The organism is Salibacterium lacus (assembly GCF_042684865.1).
GTDB lineage: Bacteria > Bacillota > Bacilli > Bacillales > Marinococcaceae > Salibacterium > Salibacterium lacus.
Genome location: NZ_JBHUML010000006.1, coordinates 14082 through 40451, shown reverse-complemented (window position 1 = coordinate 40451; position 26370 = coordinate 14082). Strand labels below are relative to the sequence as shown.

Here is a 26370-nt window from a genome sequence, read left to right as displayed (position 1 = left end):
GGCTTAATACATTACTACGTTGATTTATAAATGGAAGAAAAGGGCTCTACAATAAATGTTGGGGTTTTAAAACCATTTCGTGCTAAAAAACACGCAAACTCCTTTATACTTGAATTGTCCAGAAACAAGAAAGGGCAGGAGTTGCGTGTCTATGCATTTTACCATGAATGTACCCGGTTTAGAAGAATTCAACGTGATGAAAACGGAGACGGTGGGCTCTAGGTATTATATCCATGTGGAAAAGGAACGAAAAGCGCATAGATGCCCGGCATGCGGGGAAAGGACCAACCGTGTTCATGATTACCGTATACAGAAAATCCAACATCTGAAGATGTTGGAACGGACGTCGTACTTCATGTATCGCAAGCGGCGCTATGCCTGTTCCTGTGGTAAGAAGTTTCCGGAAAAGACCCGTGTGGTGGAGCGTTATCAACGTCACACGGTGGAATGGAATCAAGCGTTAGGTCTTCGCACCATTCAGGGTAAGAATTTTAAAGATACCGCAGATCCGTTTCATACATCCCCTTCAACAGCTATGCGGCGGTTTGACCGTCTGGCGGGGCCCATGATCCAGGAAGTGAAAGAACTACCCGAGGTCATTGCCATCGATGAGTATAAAGGAGATACAGATCAAGGGAAGTATCAAGTCCTTATCGCAGATGGTCGGACCGGGGAACCTCTTGATATTCTGCCGGATCGCACCGCCGCCGCTATCAAACCGTATTTACGGGAAAAAGGGGCGAAGGTGGAGATCGTGGTGATGGATAGGAGCCCTTCCTTTAAATCCGCTTTCCAGCAGGCATTAGGATCTCCGATTATCATCGCGGACCGCTTTCATTTCTGCCATTATATTTACTGGGCCCTGGATCTGGTTCGCCGGAACGTCCAGAAAGACTTTCATGAATACGACCGCAGACGGGGGGGGTTATGAAAAAATATCACTTGTGCAACAGAGGACTTCTAAGGGCGGTAGGCTAATCTCCCGGAGGGGAGGTTGAGCCTATGGACATGTATCAGACATTATCCTTGATGGTGATGTTTGGGACGTTAATCGTGCTGCTTATGCCGCAAAAGAAATAGACCGCCCCTCGGCTTAGGTGTGCGGTCTATTTCCGTAACGGAAACCGGGCAGAGCCCATCCGCTCTTAAAGCGGCTGCTGTGCAAGGCCGCAGGTGTACCAGCACCTGCGGTTCCTTTTCGTTTTATGCTGCTGCTCAAAAAGTATGCATGTTTAATCAAATCATACCACAGGAGCCCCAAACGTAAACATTGAGACGGTATAATATTAATCGGAGAGAGTTTTGAACCACGGAAAGCAAAAACAGGATCCAGGAAGACTATAACTACTACTCACGATAATCATTCTGTTCAGAGTGACAGATCACCGCCGGTTCATCCCCGGCAGTTATAAATGGCCGCATCCTGATTCATGATCATTTTATCTGCCTGTATTTGAAAAGCTGTGCCCGGTTTCTTTTCTGGGGACGGCTTTTTGGTTGGTGGTTATTCGATGGTTTCTCCGCATTGGAAACGTTATAACGACGTTTACACCTGCTCGGGAGGGTGCAAACGTAACCATGAATCAGCCATAGTGACGTTTCTTCCTTCTCCGGTCTTCGTAAACGTCATTATGAACCTGTCTATGTTGCGTTTGTCTCTTTTACTCCGGGATAAACGTAACGTAGAGGTGTTAAACGCTGTTTTTAGGCGGTGCTTCAGCTCCTGGATCAGGGATGTGATCCTCTCCAGACACTTATTCTACAATAATGCCGGGCTCTTGAAACACTTTGATATATCCTGCAGCCGATACCGAAGTCATAACCATTTGGTAAAACAAAACGAAAAGAATCTTCTTCCTGTATTCTCATTATCAATAATTCAATGAGTCAACATGTGAGAATTTTTTTAGTATAAGTAGAAAAATTCTCGATCGTGCCGATAAAAGATACATATAGTTCGAAAGTCATTGAATGATGAGGGGATAGAGGGATGATGAACAAGTTGAAGGCCAAAAGAATGGTAATGGGGGGTATACTGCTTACTGGTCTGTTATTAAGCAGCAACACGGAGGCAGCGGAAACATTCATGGATGTACGCACGGATTACTGGGCAGAAAGTGCGATTGAATGGGGTAGTCAAGAAGAACTGATCACGGGTTATGATGATCATACTTTCCGCCCGAGTGAGAACCTGACCGAAGCCCAGTTCGCCAAGGTCATTCTGGCCTATTATGGTGCTGATCTGGGAAGCGCCGACGAAGCATCAGGCGGTCACTGGGCGGATGGTATTTATGAGACGCTCGAGAACTATGCAGTGCCGCTGCAGGGCTATGAAAACAATACTGTACGGAATGAGCCGGCAACACGAGGTACCATTGCGCAGGTGATTGCTTATTTGAATGGAGACAGTCCGAAAGAAGATGCGGCCATTGATTATTTATTTGAAGAAGGGTTAACGACGGGAAAAGTAGAGGGGGCAACGAAACAGGAGCAGTATGCTCCGGAATTAGGACTGAGCCGTGCGGAAGCGGTGACGTTTTTACACCGGGTGGACAAGCAGGGGAGAAACTATGTGGATGTCGATGGTTTAAGATATGAGGAAGCCTATAATGAAATGCAGAGATTGAATGATAATCTTACCGTGGACGATAAACCGTGGAAAAATGAGATGGATCATACCGGTGAAGCAGACGCAATTGGGAGCAGTAAAGATAACAAGGCAGAAGAACAAACAAATGAGCAGTTAAGCAGCAAAGAAGCTGAGCTGGCCCGCTTAATCAATGACTACCGCACATCGTCAGGGCTCGATCCGATGCCCGTTTCAAAATCATTAACGAAGGTTGCGCGTACTCACGTAGAGGATTCCAATCAATACGTGCCGGAAGACGGAACGGATGACCGCGGCATGGAATGCAACCTTCACAGCTGGTCGGATAACGGGAGCTGGTCTCCGGTTTGTTATACAGGGGATCACAAGTACAGTGAAAGAATGTGGGAGAAACCAAAGGAGCTGACAGAGTACACCGGAAACGGTTTTGAGATTTCCTACATGAACACTCTGGGACCCAAACCAGCACAAACTCTGGAAGCCTGGAAGAACTCGCCGGGCCATAATACCGTTATTATTGGAGAAGACAGCTGGTCCGACTTAAAAGTGATGGGAGTTGGTATAAAAGGAAACTATGCCCACGTCTGGTTTGGCAAGAAAGAAGACCCGGCCGGATATTACATGGAACCTTAAGATTCTGTCTGCCAGAATGAATCTAAAGCTTTCTATGGAAAGAAGTTATTTAATAAGCATTACGGGCTCAAAACAGCCTCAGAAATTTCTGCGGCTGTTTAAGTGCTTTTCCACCAATGTTTCATTTCTGCATCCCCCTTACATATATTGAATATTTATATATTGTTTCGGAAGACTTATGTCATTGTTAACATTTTGTATCTGTTATTCTTCTTGTAAAACTTCAAGATGTCCTGTTTCATAATAAAAAGGAATATGGTACCCTCATTTTATGATGCTAAGGTCTTAATTCAAAGCATATTACTATATCCGCTGATAGGAAATGAGTGGGTATAACTGTGTTCAATGATGTTATTTTTTATAACTTTTTTTAAAAAAAGTAAAACAATAAGCGGTATTGAAACTTTTATGTATGAACGGAATGTGGGGGAAGAGAACGTATGAAGCATTGTCCATCATGTGGAACAAAGGCCAGGCAGGAAGCACTTTTTTGCCCTTCCTGCGGAACATCGATGTCTTCAGAGAAGAAGCCGGCGAAATCACTGAAAGAAAAGTGGGGAGATATTCCGAAGATGTATCAAATCGGAATCTACTCCGCGGCGGCTGTTATTATTATTGTATTCGCATTCTTTCAAATTGCAGGTATGCTGTTCAGTCCGGAGAGAACGGTTTCTGCTTTTGAAGAGGCATTGGAGGGAAAAGATGCTGAGCGTCTCAGCAGTATGCTTACAGCAGAAGATGAACGTATGGAGGTGAAGACTGAGGATATAGAATCTATCTTGACTTTTTTGAATGACAATCCTTCTGCTTCCAAGGAGATTATATCTTCACTGGAAGCCGAATCAGCAGCGCTTCAGGAAGATAATCAAACGGAAGAAACAGTTTCTGGAGAAGGTTGGTTGGAATCAGGAGATGGATCGATGTTTTCTTTAGTAGAGGACAAGGGGACATTCTTTGATCAATATAAGGTGCAGATGCCTTCGTATTACATAGAACTTTCAACGAATATGCCTGGAGCTGAATTACTGGTAGATGGAGAATCAGCAGGGGTCGTGGAAGAAAGCGGGGAAACGATAGAATATGGTCCTGTTCCGCCTGGAGAGTATGAGGTATCGGCTGTTTTTGAAGGGGATTATGCCAACCTTGAGACGGTGGAAGAACTTTCTACCACGAATAGAGAAGAGCGGACAGTGAAGGAGCATGTAAATCTGGAAGGCGGCGAAACGACTATCACGTATGAGGATGTCTGGCAGAAAACAGAATCTGTCTCGCCTGTAATGAAAGTGAATGGAGAAGTTGTCGAAACAAATGAATCCATGGAGAAAGATATCTTCCCTGTATCTATGGATGGCTCTACTACTGCCTCTATGGAAGTGGCATTCCCATGGGGGACAAGGGAATCGGAACCGGTCGCGATTGACAGCCGGAGCACAGAACTGACGCTGGATCCTGTTGGGGAAAAAACACAACAAGGACTGGCGGATCAGGCTTACAGCGTTCTTTCTGCATTTGAAGGGTCCGCAGAGGCAGAGAACATAGGCAGTATCGAACATGTATCTGAAGCCGCGGTCAGCGATATGAAAGAAGCATTTGAGGATTCCACTAAGGTACAGCAGATACAGGTGAATGCCTTGGCTTATGAAGATACTTTTAACTTGATTGAAAATAATAATGGGGAGACAGCGCTGGCAGCGCGATTCGAGATGGATTATGATCAAACCCATTTGGAAGATGAGAAGGAATACCAGGATAACTTAACGGATTACTACACCCTTTACTACGTTTACAACAAAGATACGGATTCATGGGAAATTGATGAATTCACGAAAGAAAATAGTTTCTTTAACCAACTGGACAATCCAATCGAATATAAAGAGGGGGACGAAATATGAAATGTCAATCATGTGGAAGCGAGTGGGAAGAAGGTGCCGTCTTTTGTGTGTATTGCGGAACCAGAGAAGGTGAAGAACAAGAGAAAGAAGTATCTCAGGAACAGTCAGCTGCCACGGTTGCAGGTGCTGTCGGTAAAGAAACAGCAGCATCCTTTGGGAAAGGGTATCTGGATTTTGTGAAACATGGACTCCAGACACCCGTGAAAATGGCTGCGGGATTGACGGAGAAAGAATGGGTCTACGGACTCGTCTCATTGCTTCTATTCATTATTTTTCTTCCGTTAACATTTTTTGTTCATCTAAGCAGTATACCTATGGGAATGATTCAAATTTCCTTTGGCAGTGGTTTCATGCAGCCTGCATTTATTCTTCTCCTGCTATTTGCAGTGATGCTGGCTGTGATATTCGGTGCACTTAAGCTGATGCATTCCGGTACGTCGTTTCAGCAGATCATTGCTGTTTACGGCAGTTTAGTAACAGCAGGTGCAGTTTTAACAGCTGCCAGCCTCCTGCTGGCCTTGATCCATGTCGTTAGTCTGTCATTTTTGTTTTTATTCGTAAGTTTAAGCGTTACAGCAACAGCGCTTGTCACCACCTATTATCTTTTGAACAAAACCCAAAGCGGTCTGGATTCTTTCTATGCGTCCCTGGGTACGTTCTGCGTTATGGGTGCTGTAACATACTTTATTGCAGAAAGTATTGTCCGGAACATACTAAATCAAATGAACGGCATGAATATGTTTTTCTAATGAGTAGAAGGGGGATCAATCACCAGCAGGGAGACAAACCGATTGTCTCGTGCCGGGCTGTTTCCGTCGGGGTCATGTAGAGACGGGGGCCTATCTTGGCGATCATAAAATCGACCTGGATTCTCCCGTCCGCCTCGCCGGCCGGAGACAGCGCCCCTTTTTGTAATGGCAGTATTGATATAGTGAAACATTTGGAACGTAAACATCCGGATGAGTATCCGAAGAGCCCTGCGCGGCCGTCGGTACCGTCCGGATTTTTGTGTTTATCGCGGTGTGCATGTGCGGGGTTTGTTCGGTGGGCTGGGTGTTACCAGCGGACTTTTGTCGAATACATGCCAAACCGCATGCTTTACCAGCTAAGTGCACCGTAATACAAGCGGAGGCCGCCGGTACAGGCCAAATAGGCTGGAATACAGGCCGAATCAGCACAAATACATGCCAAACAACCGCCTTTACCGGCCAAACCTTGAAGCACCTGCCGACGTTAAAAGGCACAATTTTCTGTGTCGATAGACAAACCGGTCCAGTTAATGCGGCAAAGAAAATATAGATTAGTTTGGATATGGGTTTATTGCTGAGAAATATTATTATATAGTAAGATAATTGAAAAATAGGAAAAGGAGATAGAAACATGTATAAGTGGATGTTTCTTATGGTGAGCGTAATGCTTCTTCTGGGAGCATCTCCTGTCTCTGCTGAAAAAGGTGAAGAGCCGAAAGTACTGCTCATATACTCATCCAGCAGTCAGGAACAGATGAAAGAAGTGAGAATGCTCGATGCGCTGATTGGTCAGTTCAGCTCTGATATAACATGGACAACAGACGAAAATATGCAGCAAAAAGATGTGGATTCCTACAGCCATCTTGTGTACTACGGCGGTGTTCAAAAGCAGCTGCCTCAAAGAACGATACATACTCTGAATAACTATCAGGGAAAGATTTATGCGGCCGGACACAATGCAGATCAATTGATGAAACAGTTTTCTTTCCTGCAATGGCAGGGGGAAAAATTGATTCAACGTGTTTCTTTAAGCGGGACGGGAACAACACTTTCTCTGCCGGAAGAACGGATTGTTTACGCGGTTAAAACGAATAGGAATGCATCCGTCACGGCGGAAAGCGGGGACTCGCCGGTAGCGGTACACTCCGGGAATAGTTACTACTTTTCGGGAGAAACAATTTCTCCGCCTTTCGAACAGGTAGTCAGTGAGTCATTGACATCGTTTTTTGACGACCAACATAAAAATGTAGTGAAATATATGAGACTTGAAGACATTGATCCGCTCTCAGATCCGGAAATGCTCCGAAAACAGGCAGAATATCTGGCGGAAAAGAATATTCCTTATTTAGTGGCTCTTATCCCGGTGTATTCCAATGAAGAAGGGGAGACCATTCATTTATCGGACTCGCCCCAATTGGTTGAAACCCTGCAGTACATGCAGGATAACGGAGCAAGTATCGTTCTGCATGGGTATAAGCATCAGTACAGACGTTCAGAGACTGGAGAAGGTTTTGAGTTTTGGGATGTTAAACATGACAGACCGATATTCCAGCCTGCTGAGGAAAAAGGAAACGTAAGGGGGGACTTTGAATCAGAGAAAGCGTACCGGGCGTATATGGAAGAGGGGACGGCCTTTGAACGGCAGTATATAAAAGACGCCTTAACCAGCGGTATCCGGGAGCTGACTGCCCACAACTTATATCCATTAGCGTTTGAAGCCCCCACTATGCCATGTCGCAGCAGGGATATGAGATGGTGTCCCATCATTTCAGTTCCTATGTGGGACAGCTTCAGTTAATAGTTGACACGTGGCAGAGCCAGGACGCCCCGACCTATGAATCTCAGCCATCTTTTCTCCATGGCATGACAGTTTATCCGGAAACACTGGGATATATCGAAAAGGGGGAGCAGGCTTCCTTCGAGCGTATGAAAGAGGAAATAGGAAAGCGGTCTACTCTTACAAAATCCTATTTGTCTGCTTTCTATCATCCATATTTAGGACTTGAAGGTTTGAAAAAAGTTGTGCAGAACCTTGAAGCCGTGGAAGGCGCAGCCTGGTTGAACTTGAAAGACCGCCATAACACGGTTCGCGCAGGAGATATCAGAATTACTTCGGACAACGGAAAGATAGAAGTCGACAAGCCGGTCGTAACCGGACAGTATGAACGAAAATTAGTCCGGAACAGCGCGCTTCGATACGGAACAGTACCGGTTCTCGTATTAGTCATTGCCGCGGCAATCTTTATAAGAAAAAGAACGGCTAAACGACGAAAAGAGCCCCGGTAATATACCGAGGCTCCTTTTTACGATATTAGGTCATATATTTTGTAATCTCTTCGACAATCCGCCGGGAAGCGCTGCCGTCCCCATAGGGATTCGCGGCATTTGCCATTCTTTGATACAGTTGCTGATCCGTCAGCAGTTGATGCGCACTTTCGAAAATATCTTCTTCCCTCGTGCCTGTGAGCTTTAAGGTCCCGGCTTCGACGCCTTCCGGTCGTTCTGTGGTATTGCGTAATACAAGAACGGGAACACCGAGGGAAGGAGCTTCTTCCTGCACACCGCCGGAGTCTGTCAAAATGAGATGGGTGCGGGCGGCGAAATTGTGGAAGTCGATGACATCGAGTGGTTCAATTAAACGGATTCGGTCCATATCACCAAGAACGTCGTTTGATAACTTCTGAATGGCGGGATTCAGGTGTACAGGAAAAAGAACATGAATATCAGGGTGTGTGGCGACGAGCCGGCGGACCGCCTGAAAAATGCGGTACATGTTCTCTCCCAGGTTTTCCCGGCGGTGGGTCGTCATCAGAATGATTCTTTTGTCCGTTAGTTCATGCAGCACAGAGCTTGCGTATGTGCTGCTGACTGTTGTGTGTAAAGCATCGATAGCGGTATTGCCGGTGACAGTAATCTGTTCCGGACGTTTATTTTCACGTAGAAGATTATTTCTGGACATTTCTGTAGGGGCAAAGTGGAAATCTGCCATCACTCCGGTGAGCTCCCGGTTCATTTCCTCCGGGAAAGGGGAATATTTATTGCTTGTGCGCAGCCCTGCTTCGACATGCCCGATCTGGATATGGTTGTAGAAGGCGGTGAGAGAAGCAGCCATGGACGTAGTGGTATCACCATGAACGAGCACAATATCCGGTTCTGTTTCCTTGAAAATCCGGTCCATTCCCTCCATGACTCTGCTTGTGATTTGAGAAAGTGTTTGTCCGGCTGTCATCATATTCAGGTCAAAGTACGGATGAATGTCAAAAATGTTGAGTACCTGATCGAGCATTTCGCGGTGCTGGGCTGTCACAGCAACCACCGTCTCAAAAGAATCGGAATGTCTTTCCAATTCCTGCACGACCGGCGCCATTTTAATGGCTTCCGGCCTGGTGCCAAAAACAGTCATTACTTTTATTTTACGATTCATTGCGGTTTCCTTTCTTTTTCATAATGGCCGGCCAGTTTATCATATATATAATCAAAAAAATGGAGATTGTCCGGATTCATTTCGTCTTTAAGCGCCTGCATTCTTTCTTCCACTTCCTGCGCTTTGCCTGGTGCATTCGACTCCTGCAGGTACATGACAAACAGGGCGTATACAGCGAGTGCCTCGTATTCCACAGCTGGATCCAGGGTATCCCGGTCATACCTTCCGTACAGGCGGTTCTGCTGCCATTCCTGTATGATCCATTTATGGAATGCGGGAGAAGAGGCGCCGGCATGCAGACGGTTCAGGGCAATAAGCAGCTGATCGATCATGTTGACTTCATCCTGCCTGTGATACGACTTCGTGCCGGTATCATAATATTTCGGGAAGAAAACGCCGGAGCGGTCCAGATTTGTCAGTATATGTTCCGTTTTCCTGGTATCCGGAAGGACGGAAGTCAGTTCAGGAGTGATGTAGCTGAGTGTAATCCGGGAAGCTGCATTATCCCGCTTCCAATCGTAGTAGTCTACATAAATCCCGTTTTGCTGCTGGGTATCTGCGAGAACGCCGGTCCATTGATCGGCAAGATCCTTATATGCCGGGGTTTCAAATAAGGAAGCGGCCGTTACCATGGCGTCTATGATACGGACATCATCGATGAGGGCGTTGGCGGTGGTGTTCTCCAGACGCCATTTGATGTGCTGCTGTTCGGTGTCTTGTGTGACAAAATACTGTGATACAAGATCAGCCTGCTCGGCGAAAGCTTTTTTGTTTTTGGTCTGATTGAGATACTGCATATAGAGACCGGCACTTTCTGAAAGATAAGAGGAGGCGGGATCATCCGGGTATGCATGAATCATTCCATAGTCATTGGTATAGTGTTTTTCCACCGTATCAACTGCCTTCTCTGAATCCTTCGGTGCATAGATCAGACCCACCGCCGTAACAAAAAGCAGCACAGTCCACAGCGTTATCCTTTTTTTCGTCATGTCTCGTCCCCTTTGCTTTTATAACGCTGTGTTTTGTCCCAGGCGATTGTTTTGTTTCGGATACGCCCCCAAAGATAAACAAATAGACTTCTTGTCAAAAGAATAAGGAAAATCTGTGCATACGTAAAATACATAATAAGTATATATCCGACGTTTTTCAGCGAAATATTTTCATCCATGACAATGGCGCTGAAAAAGTGGGAAATATATACGACGTAACTGATGAACCAGATTAAAAGCAGAGGAGCTGCGAACTCAGGAAGCGGGAAGCCGGCCAGCCCCATGACAAAGAAAATGTCGGAAAACAAAAGCAGCAGGATAAATACTAAATACGTAAGAACATGCTGTATGGAAAGGAAGAAGGTCCTGCCTTTCCAGTGAGTGAGCTCGTGAAATGATTTTTCCATGATATAAATATTTCCGGTGAGCCAGCGGGTTCTTTGTTTAATAAATGCACGAAGCTGCTCGGGCTCCTGTTCCCACGTACGTGATCCGGGTACGACCGGAAGCATGTAGCCGGATGAGGAAACCCGGACCGTCAGCTCGGCATCTTCTGCAAGGGCCTGCTCATCATATCCTCCAACTTCCTCCAGCACCGAACGTTTCAACAGCATGTTCGTACCGGCAAGCGAGCCCAGTTTAAACAGTGTCCACCGGCCGCTTTGCATGAGAAGCTGGAATACCTGGAATTCCAGACCAATCATCCGGGTGAGCCAGTTATTGAACATGTTTTTTGTTTTGACGTAGCCGACCGCTCCGGCTGCGTTCTCCGTCTGCTCCGCCTGTTCCACGAGTTTACGGACGGCATCCGGTTCTGGTTCGTTATCTGCATCGAACACAACAAAGTAATCAGAGTCGGAAATATGCAGCCCGTAGTTTAACACTCTCGATTTACCCTTATATTTACCAGCAGGTACTGTGATGTGATGAATAGACGAAAATACGCGGGTGAACCGGCGTACCACTTCCGCGGTGTCGTCCGTTGATTGATCATCGAGCACATAAATATTGAGTTTTCCCGGATAATGGAGCCGCTGCATGGCGCGAAGTGTATCTGCCATGACGACTTCTTCATTAAACGCCGGAATCAGTACAGCGACGCTTGGGTACGAAGAAAGCGGCGGCGCGGAGCTCAAATCCGACCGCTGTTTGACTCCTGCAATAGTGACGATAGAATAATACAAGAGTAACAGCCAGAACATCAAAGTGGATAAGTAGAGTAATGTGGTCATAACTGTTCTTCTCCTATCTTTTCAAGAAATGTCTCGTTTTCAATGATAGACATAGAAGCAGAGAACGGATGCTCAACGAGATTCAGTCTGTTCCGGGAATGTTGTTTGATACGTTCCAGTACAATTTCTGTTCCTTTTTCATGTGTATCTTTAAGCAAAATATAAATATGATTCCGCGAGGACGTTACTAAGTCAAAGCGGCTTCTGATAGCTTCCAGTGCAATGGATTCCATTGTTTCCTGTAAGTTCTGCTGCACAAGCTTGTCCACATTGCCAATCTGCAGTTCAATGAGCCATGCTTGTGTCTGGTTTCTGCGAACGGAGGTAAGTGCCCACCGTGCCTGTTCCTGAAATTCAGGAATTGTTAGTATGTTCGTATATTCGGTATAACGCTGGAGTTTTTGAACCTGTTCATGAAGTTTTTCATTGGCATCACCGATAGATTTGCTGTAACTGAACAGAATCCATGTACAAATAATAATGCACGAAAACAGGAGGTGCACATAAATGTAATCGATTTGGTCATATCGGGATGTCTGCACCATCAGAAACGCATGTACAATCAAAAATAGTCCAAAGCCCAGAATGAGCGTTACAGCCAGAAAGTAAACGAGCCGGCGGCGGATTAGACTCATTGTTGCAATGACAACGAATGTATTGAAATAGAGGAGCTGTTTGAAGGGAAAATCGCCCTTGTGCATCATCCAAAATAGTCCAACAATAAGTAGAATCAATATTCCTATAATAAAATTTTTGTTCATTGCTTTCACCTTGTTTTAGTTTAGAATGATAGTAAACCAATATAATAGTTTACAAGCCGAAGAGCGTTTTGTCACCTTACAGCAAATAAGTAATAAAAAAGTTATGGTCCAAATTTATAATAAGTTGATATTTTTAATAATTTATTCTGAGATTGCGTATGATCAGGGTACTGATTTAACACTCCATTTTCGTGCAGTGTTGAGGGTGGTTGTTTCAAAAGATGAAATAGTAGAGTTAATCAATCACTGCAGTGGTTATGCAGGATTTCCTTAAGCCATGACAGTGTTATCTGTTTTTAAAGAGATATATGAGAGTAGTAAATAAAATTTCTGCCTGTATGTTAAAATATAATTACTTTTTGTAGTTTCATTATTTAAGCTGGCGTTTTTTATTCGCTGGCTTTTTTCGTGAATTTAATTTTATCTAAAGCTGCTTTTTTATTTACAATATGATGAGGCTGAGCGTGGTGTGGGATATCAACTATTGATAATGGATGAACAGCACTATCGGAATATTAGTCGAAGCTCTGCTTTTTGCCATTATTAGAACTATAGAGCTTTTCCCCCTCTTGTTCCTATGATGTATAGAAAAGCATTTCCCGCTCGTGTCCAACGAACCGTTAAAAGGAGTACGACAACCTTGACATCAACCCGAAACAAATCGAAAAGTATCATTATATTAATCGTAATCATGTTGGTTTTAACAGGATTTCGTTTGTTATGGGCTGAGTATCATATCCCCTCAGAGAAGCCTGCAGTCGAAAAAGGGGTATTGGACCTTCGGGAATACAATGTGAAGAGTGAATCTCCTGTCTCCTTTGAGGGGGGATGGGTGTTTTTCCCCGGAACATTGGCCCAAAATCCTCAAGAGCTTCCTTTTGATGCAGGTACACACAGCGATAATACAGCGAAGGAATCAAGTGAAGACTCTTCTACTAAATTTGGAACTTATCATTTAAAGATTCTTATTGATAAAACTATTGATTCAGAGCAATCGTTTTCCCTAAGCATTCCGTCGACAGATACAGCTTCCTCTCTGTTTGTGAACGGGGATTTAAAAGGATATTCGGGTCATGCCGCGAAAGAAACAGATCAACATCTAGGCAAGGGCAATCCCTACACTGTAACATTCACCTCTGAAAAACAGAAAATCGACATTATGCTGCAGGTTTCCAATTTCGATACCCCTGGTGGTGCTGCAGTAAGCAGTCCGATAACATTTGGTGCCGCGGAGCAGGTGACGCAGGATAGAAACTTTGAACATACGTTGTTAATCAGCTTAGTCGTTATTCTTCTCCTGCATAGTATTTACAGTTTGCTTATTTATCTTTTTGTCTCCCGGACGAAAATCATGCTTTTCTTTGCTGTTGGTTTTGTGTTTCCGGCTGTAGATGAACTGCTTACCTACAATAGCAGCTTTATGGAGTGGCTTCATTTTAATTTTGAATGGTCGTTTAAGTTTAAAGAATTTATTTACCTTGGAGCGGCGTTTTTTCTTGTGCAAATCATGCGGAATCTATTGAAAAATGCACAGAAATATAAACGCTTTCGTTGGTTTACGATGCTGTACGGATTTTGTACCCTGCTTATTTTCATTCTCCCGCTTGACTATTTAACGCGGGTGAACAGCCTGTTTTTTATTCTTTATTTTGTATCTTTTATTGGCGTTGTGCCATTAGCTTTAAAGGACTACTTCCAATATAAAGATGAATCTATATTTATCGCTATCGTTGTTGTGAGTACGACATCTGGTATATTGTGGGGGTTTATTAAAGAAGTCACAGGGATAAACATACCATTTTATCCGTTTGATTATCTATGTGCTTTTTTCAGTTTTGCTATTTTTTGGTTCAAACGTTTTTACAGACAGAATCAGCAGGTAGTAGAGCTTGTGGAGGAACTGGAGCAAGCTGATAAGAAAAAAGATGAATTCCTGGCAAATACCTCTCATGAATTGCGTAACCCTCTTCACGGGGTGATTAATATCGCCCAAACGATACTGGAGGATAATCAAGAGCCCTTAACAAACAGGAGTAAAGAAAAACTGGAGCTGCTTGTTAATGTTGGCAGGCGGATGACCCATACCCTGAATGACCTGATGGACGTGACTCGACTGCAAGAACAGCGGATTCGTCTCTATAAGAAGAATATAGATCTTCATCCCGTGGCTGTTGGTGTTATTGACATGATTCGCTTTATGACGGCAGAAAAAGATTTGCGGTTATCTATAAACATCCCGGAAACTTTTCCTATGGTAGAAGCGGATGAGGATCGCGTGGTGCAAATTTTATTTAATCTTCTTCATAATGCAGTGAAGTTTACAGAGAAAGGGACTGTGATCATAGAGGCCGAACATCATTATGGTAAGGCAGCCATTTCTATTACAGATACGGGTGTCGGCATGAGTGAAGACTTACAGGATCGTATTTTCAAAGCTTATGAACAAGTGGATGCCAATGCAGCGGAAAATGGCATTGGGCTGGGGCTTACGGTTTGTAAACAACTTGTCGAACTGCATGGGGGGGATATCACTGTAAGCTCTGTTGTCGGAGAAGGTTCTGTTGTCACATTCACACTTCCACTGGCTGAGGACGCTCCAAATGAACGAGAAGACAGTCAGGAGGTCGCCGTTACGAAGGAAGAAAAAATAGAATCGTTTCATCCTTCGTTACCTCTCATCAAAGCAAACGTTGGGGATCAAACAGAAAACAAAGGGAAAATACTAGCCGTAGAAGATGACCCGGTTAACCTGAATATATTGGAAATGATACTTGCTGCTGAGTATGAGGTCACCGCAGCCAAAAGCGGACAGGAAGCATTGGAAATGATAGATACACAAGATTGGGATTTAGTTGTTACAGACGTCATTATGCCCCGCATGTCAGGGTATGAACTGACAAAAAGAATCCGGAAACAGTTTAAAATCTCGGAGTTACCTATATTGCTTCTTACGGCACGTAATCAGCAGGAAGATATATATACCGGATTCGACGCCGGCGCCAACGACTACATCGCAAAACCTGTAGATGCTAAAGAATTGAAAGTCCGTGTTGAGGCCCTTGTCAAACTGAAACAGTCCATTAGAGAACAACTGCGTGTGGAGGCTGCTTGGCTGCAAGCGCAAATACAACCACACTTTTTATTTAATACATTAAACACCATTGTCTCATTAAGTGAAGTGGATACCGACAGAATGGTTACACTGATCAGTGAGTTTGGCAACTATCTCCAAAGAAGTTTTCACATTCATAACACGGAATCTCTCGTATCGCTCGATGTAGAATTTAAATTGATAAACTCCTATTTGTATATTGAGAAAGAGCGATTTGGCGAAAGGTTACAAGTTAAATGGGACATTGAAGACGGTTTGAACATCACAGTTCCACCCCTGTCTATCCAAACCCTCATCGAAAATGCCGTCAGACATGGCATACTTCAACGAGTGGGTGGAGGTACGGTCTGTATAAAAGCGGTAGAGCATCAAAATGATTACGAAATAGCCGTTATCGATGACGGCGCAGGTATGGATAACCAAGCTGCGCAGCAAATGCTGAACATACATTCGAATCGGCAGAGTGTCGGCATCCCCAATACAAATAAAAGGTTGAAAGAACTCTACGGAAAAGGGTTGGATATTGAAAGTATGCCGGGGAAAGGAACGACAGTAACATTTAAAATACCGAAATAAAGAAATGGAAGCTGGTGACTTATTCCAAGTCACCAGCTTCCATTTCTTTAAGTTTTAAGTACTGTTGATTTGAAGAATAATGGTCTCCTTTTTTCTCGTATAAATGCATCAGCTTGTAATAGCTGTCTTCCATAAAAGGATAGCGTTTTTGTATCGTGTGGAACATGGTGATAGCAGGAGTGTAGTTTCCTTTGCTGATTAAGAAATCAGTGATTTGTGCTGCAAGATTCAGCCATAGAGACCGCAGCCTTTCTCTTTCTGCTTCCACCCAGATATAATCCACTTCTGCCAAGTAATCACCATGATACATGTCGAAGTACTTCTGATATTCAGAGAGCGTGTCGTCGGATATTACGGGTAATGCTAATACTCCTTTTTCCCACTCATCGACATCTACTTTCGTTCCATTCAGATTAAGTATGTAACTGTCTTCGTGACTATTTACTTTTATATCAATATCATTCGATTTTAACGTTTTTCGAACCTGATAAATGGTAGAATATAGTAAGTCCATACCTTTTTCGCTATCGTGTCCAGGCCAAAGCGTTTCTATGAGCACATCTTTTCGAACGGGTACCTGTCTATAATGCAGCAGCAGCATAAACAATTCTTTGGCTTTTGATGTTCTCCAGTGTATTTCAGTGGTTGGAAATTTTGCTTTCGATCTTTTGAATTGCAAGCATTTTAAACAATATACGAAAGAATCACCATTTTTACCTGAAATTGCAAATGGTAAGAACTGCTTAATACGCTGAATGGTTTTATTTAACCGTTCACGTTGAATTGGTTTTACAAGGTAATCAACGGCATTCAATTCGAAGGCGTCTACGGCATATTGGCTGTATGCTGTAACAAAAACGATTTGTGTTTCAGGGGAGCCCTCCTGAATTTTCCCGGCAAGTTCTATCCCTTGTATGTCAGGCATTTCAATATCAAGAAAAGCAACTTCAGGTTTATATTTCAGCGCTTCCTCTATAGCTTGATACGAATTGAAGTATTTACCGACGACCTCTACACCCTTTTTTTCTTCTAACAGTCTTTCTAAATAATGAAGGACGTGAGGTTCGTCATCAACCAGCATAATTCTCAAATTCAATATCCCCCTTTAAAAAAATAGCAGATGACAAACATATTATAACTTTTATTTGAGTTTTTTGATAAGCTTGGATGATGACATCCAATGTTCAGAATTTGTTTAGATTGTTTATTTAGAATCAACATAAATGGATAAAAAAAGGAGGAAGAGGTATCTGCGGTGCAAAAGTCCCATAGCTTCCTAAAAGAGATAATGAATTTTTCGATGAGCTTTGTGCAGTCTTCCATGGTAGCTTTAACAGATGCAAATGGAAATCTTTTATCAGCCAATGATGTGTTTTTGGATATAGTGTATGGATCAAAAAATGACTTAATGTCAGCAAATATTACAAATATCCTGAGGCAGGACGTGCCTTGGTGGAATCAAGTAATCTCCAACGTCAAACAAAATGGCTTATGGTTTGATTATATATATCTAAAGGATAAAAACGAACAAAAAGTTGAAACATTTTTTCAAATGTCAGATTACAGTGAAGATAGAGATATTTATATGATACTACTTACACCGATACAAACCTTCCATGAATGTGAGGAGCTGCAGCGTTTAGTTTATATAGATGAACTTACTGGAGTCCCTAATTTAAGAAGCTTTAGGGAACTTTTAGCGGAAAAGATGAAACAAAGCAAATCGAAAATAGGTATATTATTTATTGACATTGATAATTTCAAGAAAATAAATGATCAATTTGGTCATGTAGTAGGAGACAGTTTATTACAGAAGTGTGCCGAAATAGTAGTGAATGCCTGTAAGGGAAAAGGAAAAGTTTTTCGAAAAAGCGGAGATGAATTTCTCATGATCATCGATCAAACTATGGATATCGATGCGGTCAAAGATAGTATTGATCTCCAGTTTAGTAAAGAAGTAATGGTTGGCCATCAATCTTTTATGGTTGACATAAGCATGGGATACAGCGTGTACCCAGACGATGGGGAAGCAGAGGAAGATTTATTAAGATTCGCAGATATGGCGATGTATAAGGAGAAGAATAGAAATAAGCTTAATAGGGACGAATGAGATATATCGGAACAACACCAAAGAAACAATAATAATCGTTAAATTTGAGGTGAAAATACCTGCAAATAACCTGGAAGCCCAAGGGTGGTACGGGTGCTCACAATACTTGACGAACGGTTTTGTTACATTCCCGGGTCCAATCCTGACCACCATAAACCCTGATTCTGTCATGGGACCATTTATGGAAATGAGTCTCCGATAAAACGGGTCAGTTGATAACATCGTTATACTACTATTTGGATACAAGGGGAGATGCCAGTGACAATATCCAACTCAAATCATACTAAAGTAAATGAACTTATTTCGATTCTATCAGACATGACAGGTCTCGCTGCTGGGTATTATTCGAGTGCATGCCATGAGAAATCTGCATTCCAGTTTGCAGCACCTTTCTCCAAAGGACAGTCCATTTTTGAGTTTTTGTACAATCGGGTGGAGAACGTGGAATGTTTTTTGTACGATGAAGGAGAGGGGTGCTACTTTTTCTCTGTGTGGATGGAGACGCTGCAGGGATTTTTCATAACAGGTCCGTACCGGGCGGCTGACGCGGTTCCTGATGAATGTCTGGTATATCTGCCTGACGGGCTGCAGGCCGAGGAAGCACACGCACCTTATAAGTACAGGCATCACTATGTACGTACGATGGTCAACAGTATGATCCGCCATTATTTCTACTATTATCCCGGCATCGCGTACGAATATGACTGGATCACGCAAGGGATGAATGAAGCGGGTATGGACTATGTCTATCATCCATATGAACAGGAAAAAAAGTTTCTGGAATACTTTAAAAACACAGATCCCGAAGGATTTGAAATGCTTAAAAATCTGGAGCAGGAGACAGACATGACATTTGGTTCAGAAGCTCCTGTCAGAGAATTAAAAAACTACCTCATTGTTTTATGCGCCATTTTGACCAGGCCGCTGATTGAAATCGGGGTGACTTCTACTGAAGTGATGACAATGAACCGAAGCTTGTTATCAAAGATAGAAAACAGCGATACGTTGAATCAGCTGAATGAACAGAAAACGGAGATACTGAACTCTTTTTACTATATTATGAAAAAAGAACGCAACAAGGGGTACAGTCCGTTTACCCGGCAGGTACGTGAGTTTATTCAGAGTCATCTTCGGAAACCGGTGGATGTCAAAACAGTTGCTGATTATATGAATCTCACACCTGGGTACGTCTCCACGATGTTCAAAGAAGAATGCGGCGTGACTCTTAAAAGGTACATACTGGAGTCAAAAATAAGAGAAGCGGAGAGGCTGGTTATTTATTCTGATATGCCGCTGTCCGATATCGCGCTGATGCTGTGTTTTAATGATCAAACGTATTTTACAAAGGCCTTTAAGCGGATTACCGGACGTACTCCGATGCAGTACCGGAAACAGGGTTCATAGATTTTATTAAGAAAACCGGGAGCTTTGCCTCCCGGTTTTTTTATGTATATAATCCATATATTTTTAATTGTTAATTACCGCAAATTAATAATGATTATCACCATACAACGGCAGTACATTTTAAGATACTGAAAAAAGTGGTGTGCTTCTTATACTAAAAGCACAGGCATAGGGTAACCACGGGGACCATGCCCGATTAGTGGTGTTTTTAAACGTTCATCGAAGGGATTGAACGATTTTTGTATGTTTAGAGGAGGAAGGATTTTGGTTAGGAAACTCAATATTTCTGCTATCATCTTTATTTTGATCTTTCAGTTGGTAGGGAGTGGAGCAGGACTCACGTCGTCTGTCATGGCGCAGGAGTCCGGTGATGCGGACGTGACTGCTGCCGCCGAACAATCGGGAACCGATGATACGCAGACCGAGAGCAGCGGAACGGACAACCAAACAACAGAGCCGGACACCAGTACTGAAACCAGCGGTGACACATCCGGTACAAATGACACTCAGGACAGCACTGACAGTACAGATGGTTCCAGTGGTGGAGATGACACTACCCAGGAAACCAACACGGACGAACAGACCCAAGATGGAAATGGAAGTAACGATTCTACCGATAATCAAGACACAACAGACGATGGAAAAAATAGTTCCGGAAGTACCGACGGATCCACGGACGGCACAGGAAGTACGGATGGATCTAAAGACGACTCATCAGGAAGCAGTACAGATGAAACCGCGGATCAGTCGCCTGACAGTGGAGAACAAAACAGTGATACTACCGTTGATGATGGAAGCACCACTGGCAGCGAAGGGGACGAAACGACAACGGATAAAACTGGTGTCCAAGATGGGAAAGGAAGCTCTGCAGGAAGTGAAATGAATGAGCAGCAAGCCATTGAGCCATACGCTGCCGATATCAAAGACAAAGTTGACAATCCAAGTCAGTACTTAGACTCGTTCAATATGATGACTGATGAAGGCGAAGATGTTTTGGAAAACGGCATAGATTCGGATTCAGAATACGAGGCTCAATATCAGTTTAGTTTCGGCAGCGATCACAGTTACGGGGAAGGGACCACTTTAACATTTAATGTACCTGAAGAATTCGAAGTTTATGAACAAATTACTGAGGTACCCATCTCTTTCGGCGAGCAGGAAATAGGATCCTTTACCGTCACTGAAGGCGGGGAAGTCACAGTAACATTTACGGATAATATAGAAGGAAACTCTGTAGACTGGAATATCAAGTTTCAGTCTGGTATATCCTCAGACCAGGAAGTGAACAAAAACAATGAAATCGAGGTTACACCAATTGAAGGTGGGGACCCAATATTTGTCCCGGTAAACTTAGGGGATGTAAACACTGAGATGAGTAAAACAGGCGAGGCCTCATCCAATTATAACGCTGATACTGCAGATTGGACGGTACGGTTTAACAAAAGCCGGGCCGAAATAACCAATCCCGTATTTAAAGATACGTTAGGCGACAATATGAGTCTTCAAGAAGATACGCTGCAAGTGAATTATCTTAATCTCAATGCAGATGGAACATGGAGTATTGGTGATGCAGTTAACGTTTCTTCACCAGTGAATGAAAATGGTGAAATAGAAATGAACTTAGGTGCTGACACAAGCAGAGCCTATCAAGTAACTTATACAACCAATCTCGAGGGACAGAATGCAACAGAATATGAAAACAATGCAACGCTATCCGGAAATTCGGGAGCTATAGAAGAAAAATCCGGAACAGTCACTACCAAACGCGGCAAGCCGCTTGAAAAAGTAAGTTCAAATTACGATTCAAGTACTCAAACCATCGAATGGACAATTCGGTACAACTACAACCAACAGGATATTCCGGCAAATGAAGCTTCTATCTCAGATACACTTAGTCATGAAGGAAACACAGACAATTTTGTCATGCCTGATAATGTAACAGTCGAACAGGTGGACTCCTTCGATAACAGCGATGGAAGCGCAGCCGAAACAACTGAAGTTTCATCTTATAAGTACTCGTCTGATACTACATCGTTCAACTTGGACCTCGCCGGCTTGACTGAAGATGACACTGTATCGGATGCGTACAAAATAACATATACTACTGAGGCATCAGACCGAGTTATTAATAGTAAAACCGTAACCAACAGTGTTTCCAGTAATTATTCAGGGCACACGGAAGGGGATGAAGCTACGGTAGGCGTTGAACAGGGCATTATCGGCAAGAGCAATCCTGATGAAAACGTCAATTATCAAAACAAAACCGTTGATTGGACTATCACTCTCAATAAAGACGACAGGACAATGACAGCTCCAACCATCACCGATACCATGCAGGGAGGATTCACACTCCAAGAAGATAGTATTGAAGTAAGTGGTTATGACGACAATCAATATAGTCTCACGACCGATAGTAGTAGTTTCACTATCAAATTTAACGACGGTGTTACGGTTAATCAAAATACAACAATCGAGTACACTACCGACTTTGAATTTAATCCTGGCAATAATGAATCGTTTGAAAATGATGCAAATGTAAAATGGTCCGGTGGAAACCAATCCGTAAGCCGTGAGTTTAATCCAAACAATAATACGAAAGATAACGGATTTAAAAACGGCAGTTACAATGCGGAGAATCAAACGATTACTTGGAACATAGGTGTCAACTACGATACCAGATCACTAAACAACGTCGAGGTAACGGACACCGTCAAAGGCAATCAACAACTGCAGGAAGGTACTATCGAAGTATATAATGTTGATCCGGGAGTAACCAGTGTTGATGAAATAAGTAAGAAGCCTGTCGCTACTCTTGATAGTGGGGATATAGACATTAATGCTTCAGAAGATGAGTTCACAGCTGACTTTGGAGAACGTGAAATCACAGATTTCTACTTGATTACGTACAAAACAAGTTTAGATGGTTTGAACTATGTTCAGGACACTTATTCAAATGATGTGACTGTTACCACAAATGACACTGAACATTTTAATACTACCGCTACGGAAGATATTAATTACGGCGGAGGATATGCAGCCAAAAGTGGTAATCAGCCAGAAGACAGCAAAATTGTTGACTGGAAAGTAGTTGTTAACGGGGCGCAGGCTGATATTAATAACGTTCAAGTAGAAGACAGTTTGACTGGTCCGCAAATGCTTTTAACGGATACTATCAAAGTTTATAACACTAATGTAGCTGCAGATGGAACAGTCACCAAAGACTCAGAAATAACCGAAGATGAAACGTACGAGATGCTTTCGGAAAGCGAAGCTGGCTTCAAGCTTGACTTCATTGGTGATAAAAACAATATCAGCAGTCCATACATCATTGAGTATCAATCTTACATCCAGACCAATCAGGAAACAGAACTGACCAATGATTTAACAGTCTCTGGCGAAGAAGTAGAAGAAGACTCCAACAATTCAGGAACATCAGTTCAAACGAGATGGAGTTCCGGCGAAGGTTCCGGATCAATTGGTGATGGCAGCGGAGATCCTGCAACGTTAACTATAAACAAGCAGGATGTTGGAACCGAAGAAAATAATCCTGCAACCGGCGGTCCTATTAATGGTGTTGAGTTCACACTTATTGATCCGGATAGCGGCGTAGAACTTATGTCTGGTGTAACAGGAGAAGGTGAGAATCAAGACGGCCAAATTGTATTCAATGACGTTGTTCAAGGGACTTATGAATTACGGGAAGACAGTGCCCCTGAACGTTATAAGGAAAGTGACAGCCCTCGTACTATAAACGTGGAGGGGACAGAACAGTCTATAACGATAGAGAATGAATTGAAAAATCCGAAATCAATTAAATTAGAAAAAGTCGATGCTGATACTGAAGAAATAATCAAGAGAAATGCCGTTTTCAACGTAGAAAAGCAAAACGGAGATCTTATACGTGAGGGTGTGAAAACGGGAGAAGACGGTACGGTAACCGTAGAGAACCTTACTCCTGGTAATTACCAGTTCGTTGAAACCACCCCTCCAACAACCTACCAAAAGGCTGAAGACCCGGTGGAATTCACGATAGAAGACAGTCAAGAAGGGACTAAAACAGTCGAGGTAGCAAACAGTCTGATACAGGGATCGGTTCAACTAACGAAAGTTGATACTGACACCCCGGACATTACTCTTGCGGGAGCAGTGTTTGAGATTTACAAAGAGGGAGCGGAAGAACCGCTTGAGATTAATGGCAAAGACGAATTTGAGACAGGTGAAAATGGAAAGATCGTTGTAGAAAACCTGGATGCCGGGACATACGAGTTTGTTGAAACGGAATCTCCGGAAGGATATAAACCAAATGAAGAACCAGAAGTCTTTACTATTAAGCAATACGAAACAGTAGAAGGTGTCGAGCAGGAGACTGTTACAGTTGAAAATGAGCTGTATCCGGGAAGTGTCCAGCTCATAAAGACGGAGCAGAACAATCCTGACAATTACCTTGAAGGTGCTGTGTTTGAACTCCAGACAGGAGACGGTGAAACCCTTGAGGAAGGGCTCACAACAAATGAGAACGGCCGCTTGACGGTTAACGAACTGGCTCCGGGTCAGTACCAGTTCATTGAAACGGAAGCTCCATATGATTACTGGAGAAACACAGATACTTTTTCTTTTGAAATTGAAGAAGGCGGCAATGAATCAGCTGTGGTAAGGGTGGAAAACAGCCCGCTTCCTGATACGTCCAATCCTTCTCCGAACCCTGACCCAGAGGAAGAAGAAGGATCGGTTGTCTTAACAAAAACAGCGGAAGATACAGATGAAGCACTCGAGGGTGCTGCGTTTGATCTGGAAGATTCCGGCGGCGACGTCATCGAGGAAGATTTGACTACAGATGCAGACGGTGAAATTGAAGTAACCGGACTGGAGCCCGGTGATTATGAGTTCGTAGAAACCGAGGCACCGGAAGGATATATTCTGGATGATTCACCGGTGGATGTTGAGATCCAGAACGATGAAGAAACCACTGTCACGGTGACGAACGAGCCCGCTAATGAACAAACGGAGGGATCGGTTCTACTGACGAAAACAAATTCCAGTGAACAGCCTTCCACCCTTCAGGGAGCTGTATTTAACCTTGAGAACGACGAAGGGGAAGTTGTGCAGGAAGGTCTTACTACCAATGAAGACGGCGAGATATCGGTAACTGGTTTGGAGCCGGGAGATTATCAGTTTGTAGAAACCGAGGCTCCGAATGGATATGAACAAAGTGATGATCCTCTGGACTTCACTATTGTGGAAGGTCAGCAGGAAGCAGTGACGCTTACGGCTGAAAATGAAGCACAGCCGGGTACGGTTCAATTGACAAAGACAGCGGCCGATGACAGCAGTACACTGCTTGAAGACGCAGTGTTTACCCTTGAGCAGCAGGACGGTACGGTTGTGGAAGAAGGGCTGACAACCGGTGCGGCTGGAACAGTCACGGTTTCAAATCTTGAACCGGGAGACTATCAGTTTATTGAAACAAAAGCCCCGGAAGGGTACGAACAAACTTCCGACCCTGCAGCGTTCACCATGGAAGCTGGCAGTACAGGACTGGTGGAAGTAACGGTGGAAAATGAAAAATCGCAGCAGGATGAAACCACACCGCCTGAAGAAGCGGAAGGATCGGTTGCGCTGACGAAAGTGGATGAAACGGATGGAGATGAACTGCTCGAAGGAGCGGTGTTCACGCTTCAGACCGAAGAAGGAACCGTTGTGGAAGAAGGACTTACCACGAACAGCTCCGGTAAGATTTTCGTGAACAATCTGGAGCCGGGTACGTACGAGTTTGTCGAAACAAAAGCGCCGGAAGGATATAAACGGAATAACAGTCCTGTCAGCTTCACTATAGAAGCTGATCAGAGCGAGGCAGTAAGCGTGCTCGCGGAGAACGTACCATCATCAAATGATACATCTTCTGATGAGAACCCATCGGATGAGAATGTGGATACCCCAACCAGTCCGGGAGATGACAAAGAGGCGGGAGACTCCGCAGATGGCCGGGAGGAAGACAACAATGCTGAGAAAGGGCAGGCGCTCCCTGACACATCAACGTCTACTTTCAATTACGGCCTTGCGGGTATCATCGCCCTTCTGGCAGGATTGTTTATCCGGCGTAGAAGAAAAGTATAATACAGATTCAATGAAAGCTGCCGGTATAGTGGATATGCTCCGGCAGCTTTGCTTTCCATTGCCGATTAATTAGACATTATGAGAGAAGGAGGTTGGCATGAAAGTAATAGGCAATCTACTCATTGTGACTGGTATTGTTTGTATCGGCATATTCGGCTATCAATTCTGGGACCATCATCAATCCCGCAATGAAGCTATGATAGAAGCGGAAGAAAAAGTGCAGGATGGAAGAGAGGATTCGTCCTCCATAGATAACGGCCAAGAACGACAGCAGAAGATTAATCAATATGAGCCCGAAGATCAAGAAGCGTTTGGAACGCTTGAGATTCCAAAGTTAAACCGTACAATCCCTATCGTGGAAGGGGCAGACGAAGAATCGTTGAAAAGCGGGGTCGGTCATGTGGCTCAGACTACATTCCCCGGGCAGGGGAATCAAATTGTATTATCCGGACATAGGGACACCGTTTTTCGAGACTTTGGTAAACTTGAAATCGGCGATCGTTATATTATAAGAATGCCGTACGGCACCTATGAGTATGAAATTAAAAAAGAAGAAATCGTTTCTGCAGATAATACCTCTGTTATCGGACAAACCCGTGAAGAAAAACTGGTAGTAAGCACATGTTATCCCTTTGATTACGTAGGATTTGCCCCGGAACGCTATGTGACATACGCCTCTCCAGTGCAATAGTGCATCATAACATGCCGGAGACACCTTCCCTATGGTCAGCTGGTAAAGTACTTCGGTTATAGTAGATGGCTCCGC

14 protein-coding genes and 3 pseudogenes are annotated in these 26370 nt (G+C 43.7%); 12 read left to right on the top strand and 5 right to left on the bottom strand.

Features of this window, described 5'->3' with window-relative positions; all coding sequences use genetic code 11:
• Positions 1-145 precede the first annotated feature (145 nt).
• The 7 genes and pseudogenes from ACFSUB_RS16045 to ACFSUB_RS16015 all read left to right on the top strand — a co-directional run.
• Positions 146-919: pseudogene (locus ACFSUB_RS16045) on the top strand (ISL3 family transposase); the annotation flags it as partial.
• A gap of 83 nt (positions 920-1002) precedes the next feature.
• Positions 1003-1080: a putative holin-like toxin gene (locus ACFSUB_RS16040; RefSeq protein ID WP_380714576.1), complete on the top strand. Its 78-nt coding sequence runs from the start codon at positions 1003-1005 to the stop codon at positions 1078-1080.
• Between the two features lie 910 nt (positions 1081-1990).
• On the top strand, positions 1991-3241 hold the full coding sequence (locus ACFSUB_RS16035) for a CAP and S-layer homology domain-containing protein (protein ID WP_380714293.1): 1251 nt from the start codon (positions 1991-1993) through the stop codon (positions 3239-3241).
• Positions 3242-3681: 440 nt separating this feature from the next.
• A pseudogene (locus ACFSUB_RS16030) lies at positions 3682-3747 on the top strand (zinc-ribbon domain-containing protein); the annotation flags it as partial.
• Positions 3748-3753: 6 nt separating this feature from the next.
• Positions 3754-5133, top strand: coding sequence for a TcaA 3rd/4th domain-containing protein (locus ACFSUB_RS16025; RefSeq protein ID WP_380714575.1), 1380 nt, complete (start codon positions 3754-3756; stop codon positions 5131-5133).
• Positions 5130-5882, top strand: a complete 753-nt coding sequence (locus ACFSUB_RS16020; protein WP_380714292.1) for a zinc ribbon domain-containing protein — start codon at positions 5130-5132, stop codon at positions 5880-5882. The genes ACFSUB_RS16025 and ACFSUB_RS16020 overlap by 4 nt, the downstream gene beginning before the upstream one ends.
• 631 nt (positions 5883-6513) lie before the next feature.
• A pseudogene (locus ACFSUB_RS16015) lies at positions 6514-8168 on the top strand (DUF2334 domain-containing protein).
• A 25-nt stretch (positions 8169-8193) separates the two neighbouring features.
• On the opposite strand, the gene wecB reads toward ACFSUB_RS16015, so the two are convergent.
• Genes wecB through ACFSUB_RS15995 form a run of 4 tightly spaced genes read right to left on the bottom strand, consistent with a single transcriptional unit; the run spans position 8194 to position 12288 of the window.
• A complete protein-coding gene (wecB, locus tag ACFSUB_RS16010) occupies positions 8194-9306 on the bottom strand; it encodes a non-hydrolyzing UDP-N-acetylglucosamine 2-epimerase (protein WP_380714291.1) in 1113 nt (370 codons plus the stop codon).
• Positions 9303-10295, bottom strand: coding sequence for a hypothetical protein (locus ACFSUB_RS16005; RefSeq protein WP_380714290.1), 993 nt, complete (start codon positions 10293-10295; stop codon positions 9303-9305). Before ACFSUB_RS16005 ends, wecB begins: the two co-directional genes overlap by 4 nt.
• Positions 10292-11527 carry a glycosyltransferase family 2 protein gene (locus tag ACFSUB_RS16000; RefSeq protein WP_380714289.1) on the bottom strand — a complete coding sequence of 412 codons (1236 nt, stop codon included), beginning with the start codon at positions 11525-11527 and terminating at the stop codon, positions 10292-10294. The genes ACFSUB_RS16005 and ACFSUB_RS16000 overlap by 4 nt, the downstream gene beginning before the upstream one ends.
• Positions 11524-12288, bottom strand: coding sequence for a hypothetical protein (locus ACFSUB_RS15995; RefSeq protein WP_380714288.1), 765 nt, complete (start codon positions 12286-12288; stop codon positions 11524-11526). The genes ACFSUB_RS16000 and ACFSUB_RS15995 overlap by 4 nt, the downstream gene beginning before the upstream one ends.
• A 640-nt stretch (positions 12289-12928) precedes the next feature.
• On the opposite strand from ACFSUB_RS15995, the gene ACFSUB_RS15990 reads away from it, so the two are divergent.
• Positions 12929-15976, top strand: coding sequence for an ATP-binding protein (locus tag ACFSUB_RS15990; RefSeq protein ID WP_380714287.1), 3048 nt, complete (start codon positions 12929-12931; stop codon positions 15974-15976).
• 19 nt (positions 15977-15995) lie between these two features.
• Here ACFSUB_RS15990 and ACFSUB_RS15985 read toward each other — a convergent pair whose 3' ends face one another.
• The gene (locus tag ACFSUB_RS15985) at positions 15996-17057 is read right to left on the bottom strand and encodes a response regulator (RefSeq protein ID WP_380714574.1); all 1062 of its coding nucleotides are present in this window, start codon (positions 17055-17057) and stop codon (positions 15996-15998) included.
• A 174-nt stretch (positions 17058-17231) separates the two neighbouring features.
• On the opposite strand from ACFSUB_RS15985, the gene ACFSUB_RS15980 reads away from it, so the two are divergent.
• The 4 genes from ACFSUB_RS15980 to ACFSUB_RS15965 all read left to right on the top strand — a co-directional run bounded on the left by ACFSUB_RS15980 (position 17232) and on the right by ACFSUB_RS15965 (position 26295).
• Positions 17232-18086 (top strand): GGDEF domain-containing protein, encoded by an 855-nt coding sequence (locus ACFSUB_RS15980; protein WP_380714286.1) that lies wholly within the window; start codon positions 17232-17234, stop codon positions 18084-18086.
• A 258-nt stretch (positions 18087-18344) separates the two neighbouring features.
• Positions 18345-19490 carry a helix-turn-helix domain-containing protein gene (locus ACFSUB_RS15975; protein ID WP_380714285.1) on the top strand — a complete coding sequence of 382 codons (1146 nt, stop codon included), beginning with the start codon at positions 18345-18347 and terminating at the stop codon, positions 19488-19490.
• A gap of 264 nt (positions 19491-19754) precedes the next feature.
• A complete protein-coding gene (locus ACFSUB_RS15970; RefSeq protein WP_380714284.1) occupies positions 19755-25604 on the top strand; it encodes a SpaA isopeptide-forming pilin-related protein in 5850 nt (1949 codons plus the stop codon).
• A gap of 97 nt (positions 25605-25701) precedes the next feature.
• Positions 25702-26295, top strand: coding sequence for a class D sortase (locus ACFSUB_RS15965; RefSeq protein ID WP_380714283.1), 594 nt, complete (start codon positions 25702-25704; stop codon positions 26293-26295).
• The last annotated feature ends 75 nt before the right edge of the window (positions 26296-26370 follow it).

Bases quoted from the DNA above. Each gene is read 5' to 3' on its own strand.
- ACFSUB_RS15985 (WP_380714574.1), bottom strand. From the start codon at position 17,057: ATGCTGGTTGATGACGAACCTCACGTCCTTCATTATTTAGAAAGACTG.
- ACFSUB_RS16000 (WP_380714289.1), bottom strand. From the start codon at position 11,527: ATGACCACATTACTCTACTTATCCACTTTGATGTTCTGGCTGTTACTC.
- ACFSUB_RS16035 (WP_380714293.1), top strand. From the start codon at position 1,991: ATGATGAACAAGTTGAAGGCCAAAAGAATGGTAATGGGGGGTATACTG.
- ACFSUB_RS16020 (WP_380714292.1), top strand. From the start codon at position 5,130: ATGAAATGTCAATCATGTGGAAGCGAGTGGGAAGAAGGTGCCGTCTTT.
- wecB (WP_380714291.1), bottom strand. From the start codon at position 9,306: ATGAATCGTAAAATAAAAGTAATGACTGTTTTTGGCACCAGGCCGGAA.
- ACFSUB_RS16025 (WP_380714575.1), top strand. From the start codon at position 3,754: ATGTCTTCAGAGAAGAAGCCGGCGAAATCACTGAAAGAAAAGTGGGGA.
- ACFSUB_RS15995 (WP_380714288.1), bottom strand. From the start codon at position 12,288: ATGAACAAAAATTTTATTATAGGAATATTGATTCTACTTATTGTTGGA.
- ACFSUB_RS16040 (WP_380714576.1), top strand. From the start codon at position 1,003: ATGGACATGTATCAGACATTATCCTTGATGGTGATGTTTGGGACGTTA.
- ACFSUB_RS16005 (WP_380714290.1), bottom strand. From the start codon at position 10,295: ATGACGAAAAAAAGGATAACGCTGTGGACTGTGCTGCTTTTTGTTACG.
- ACFSUB_RS15965 (WP_380714283.1), top strand. From the start codon at position 25,702: ATGAAAGTAATAGGCAATCTACTCATTGTGACTGGTATTGTTTGTATC.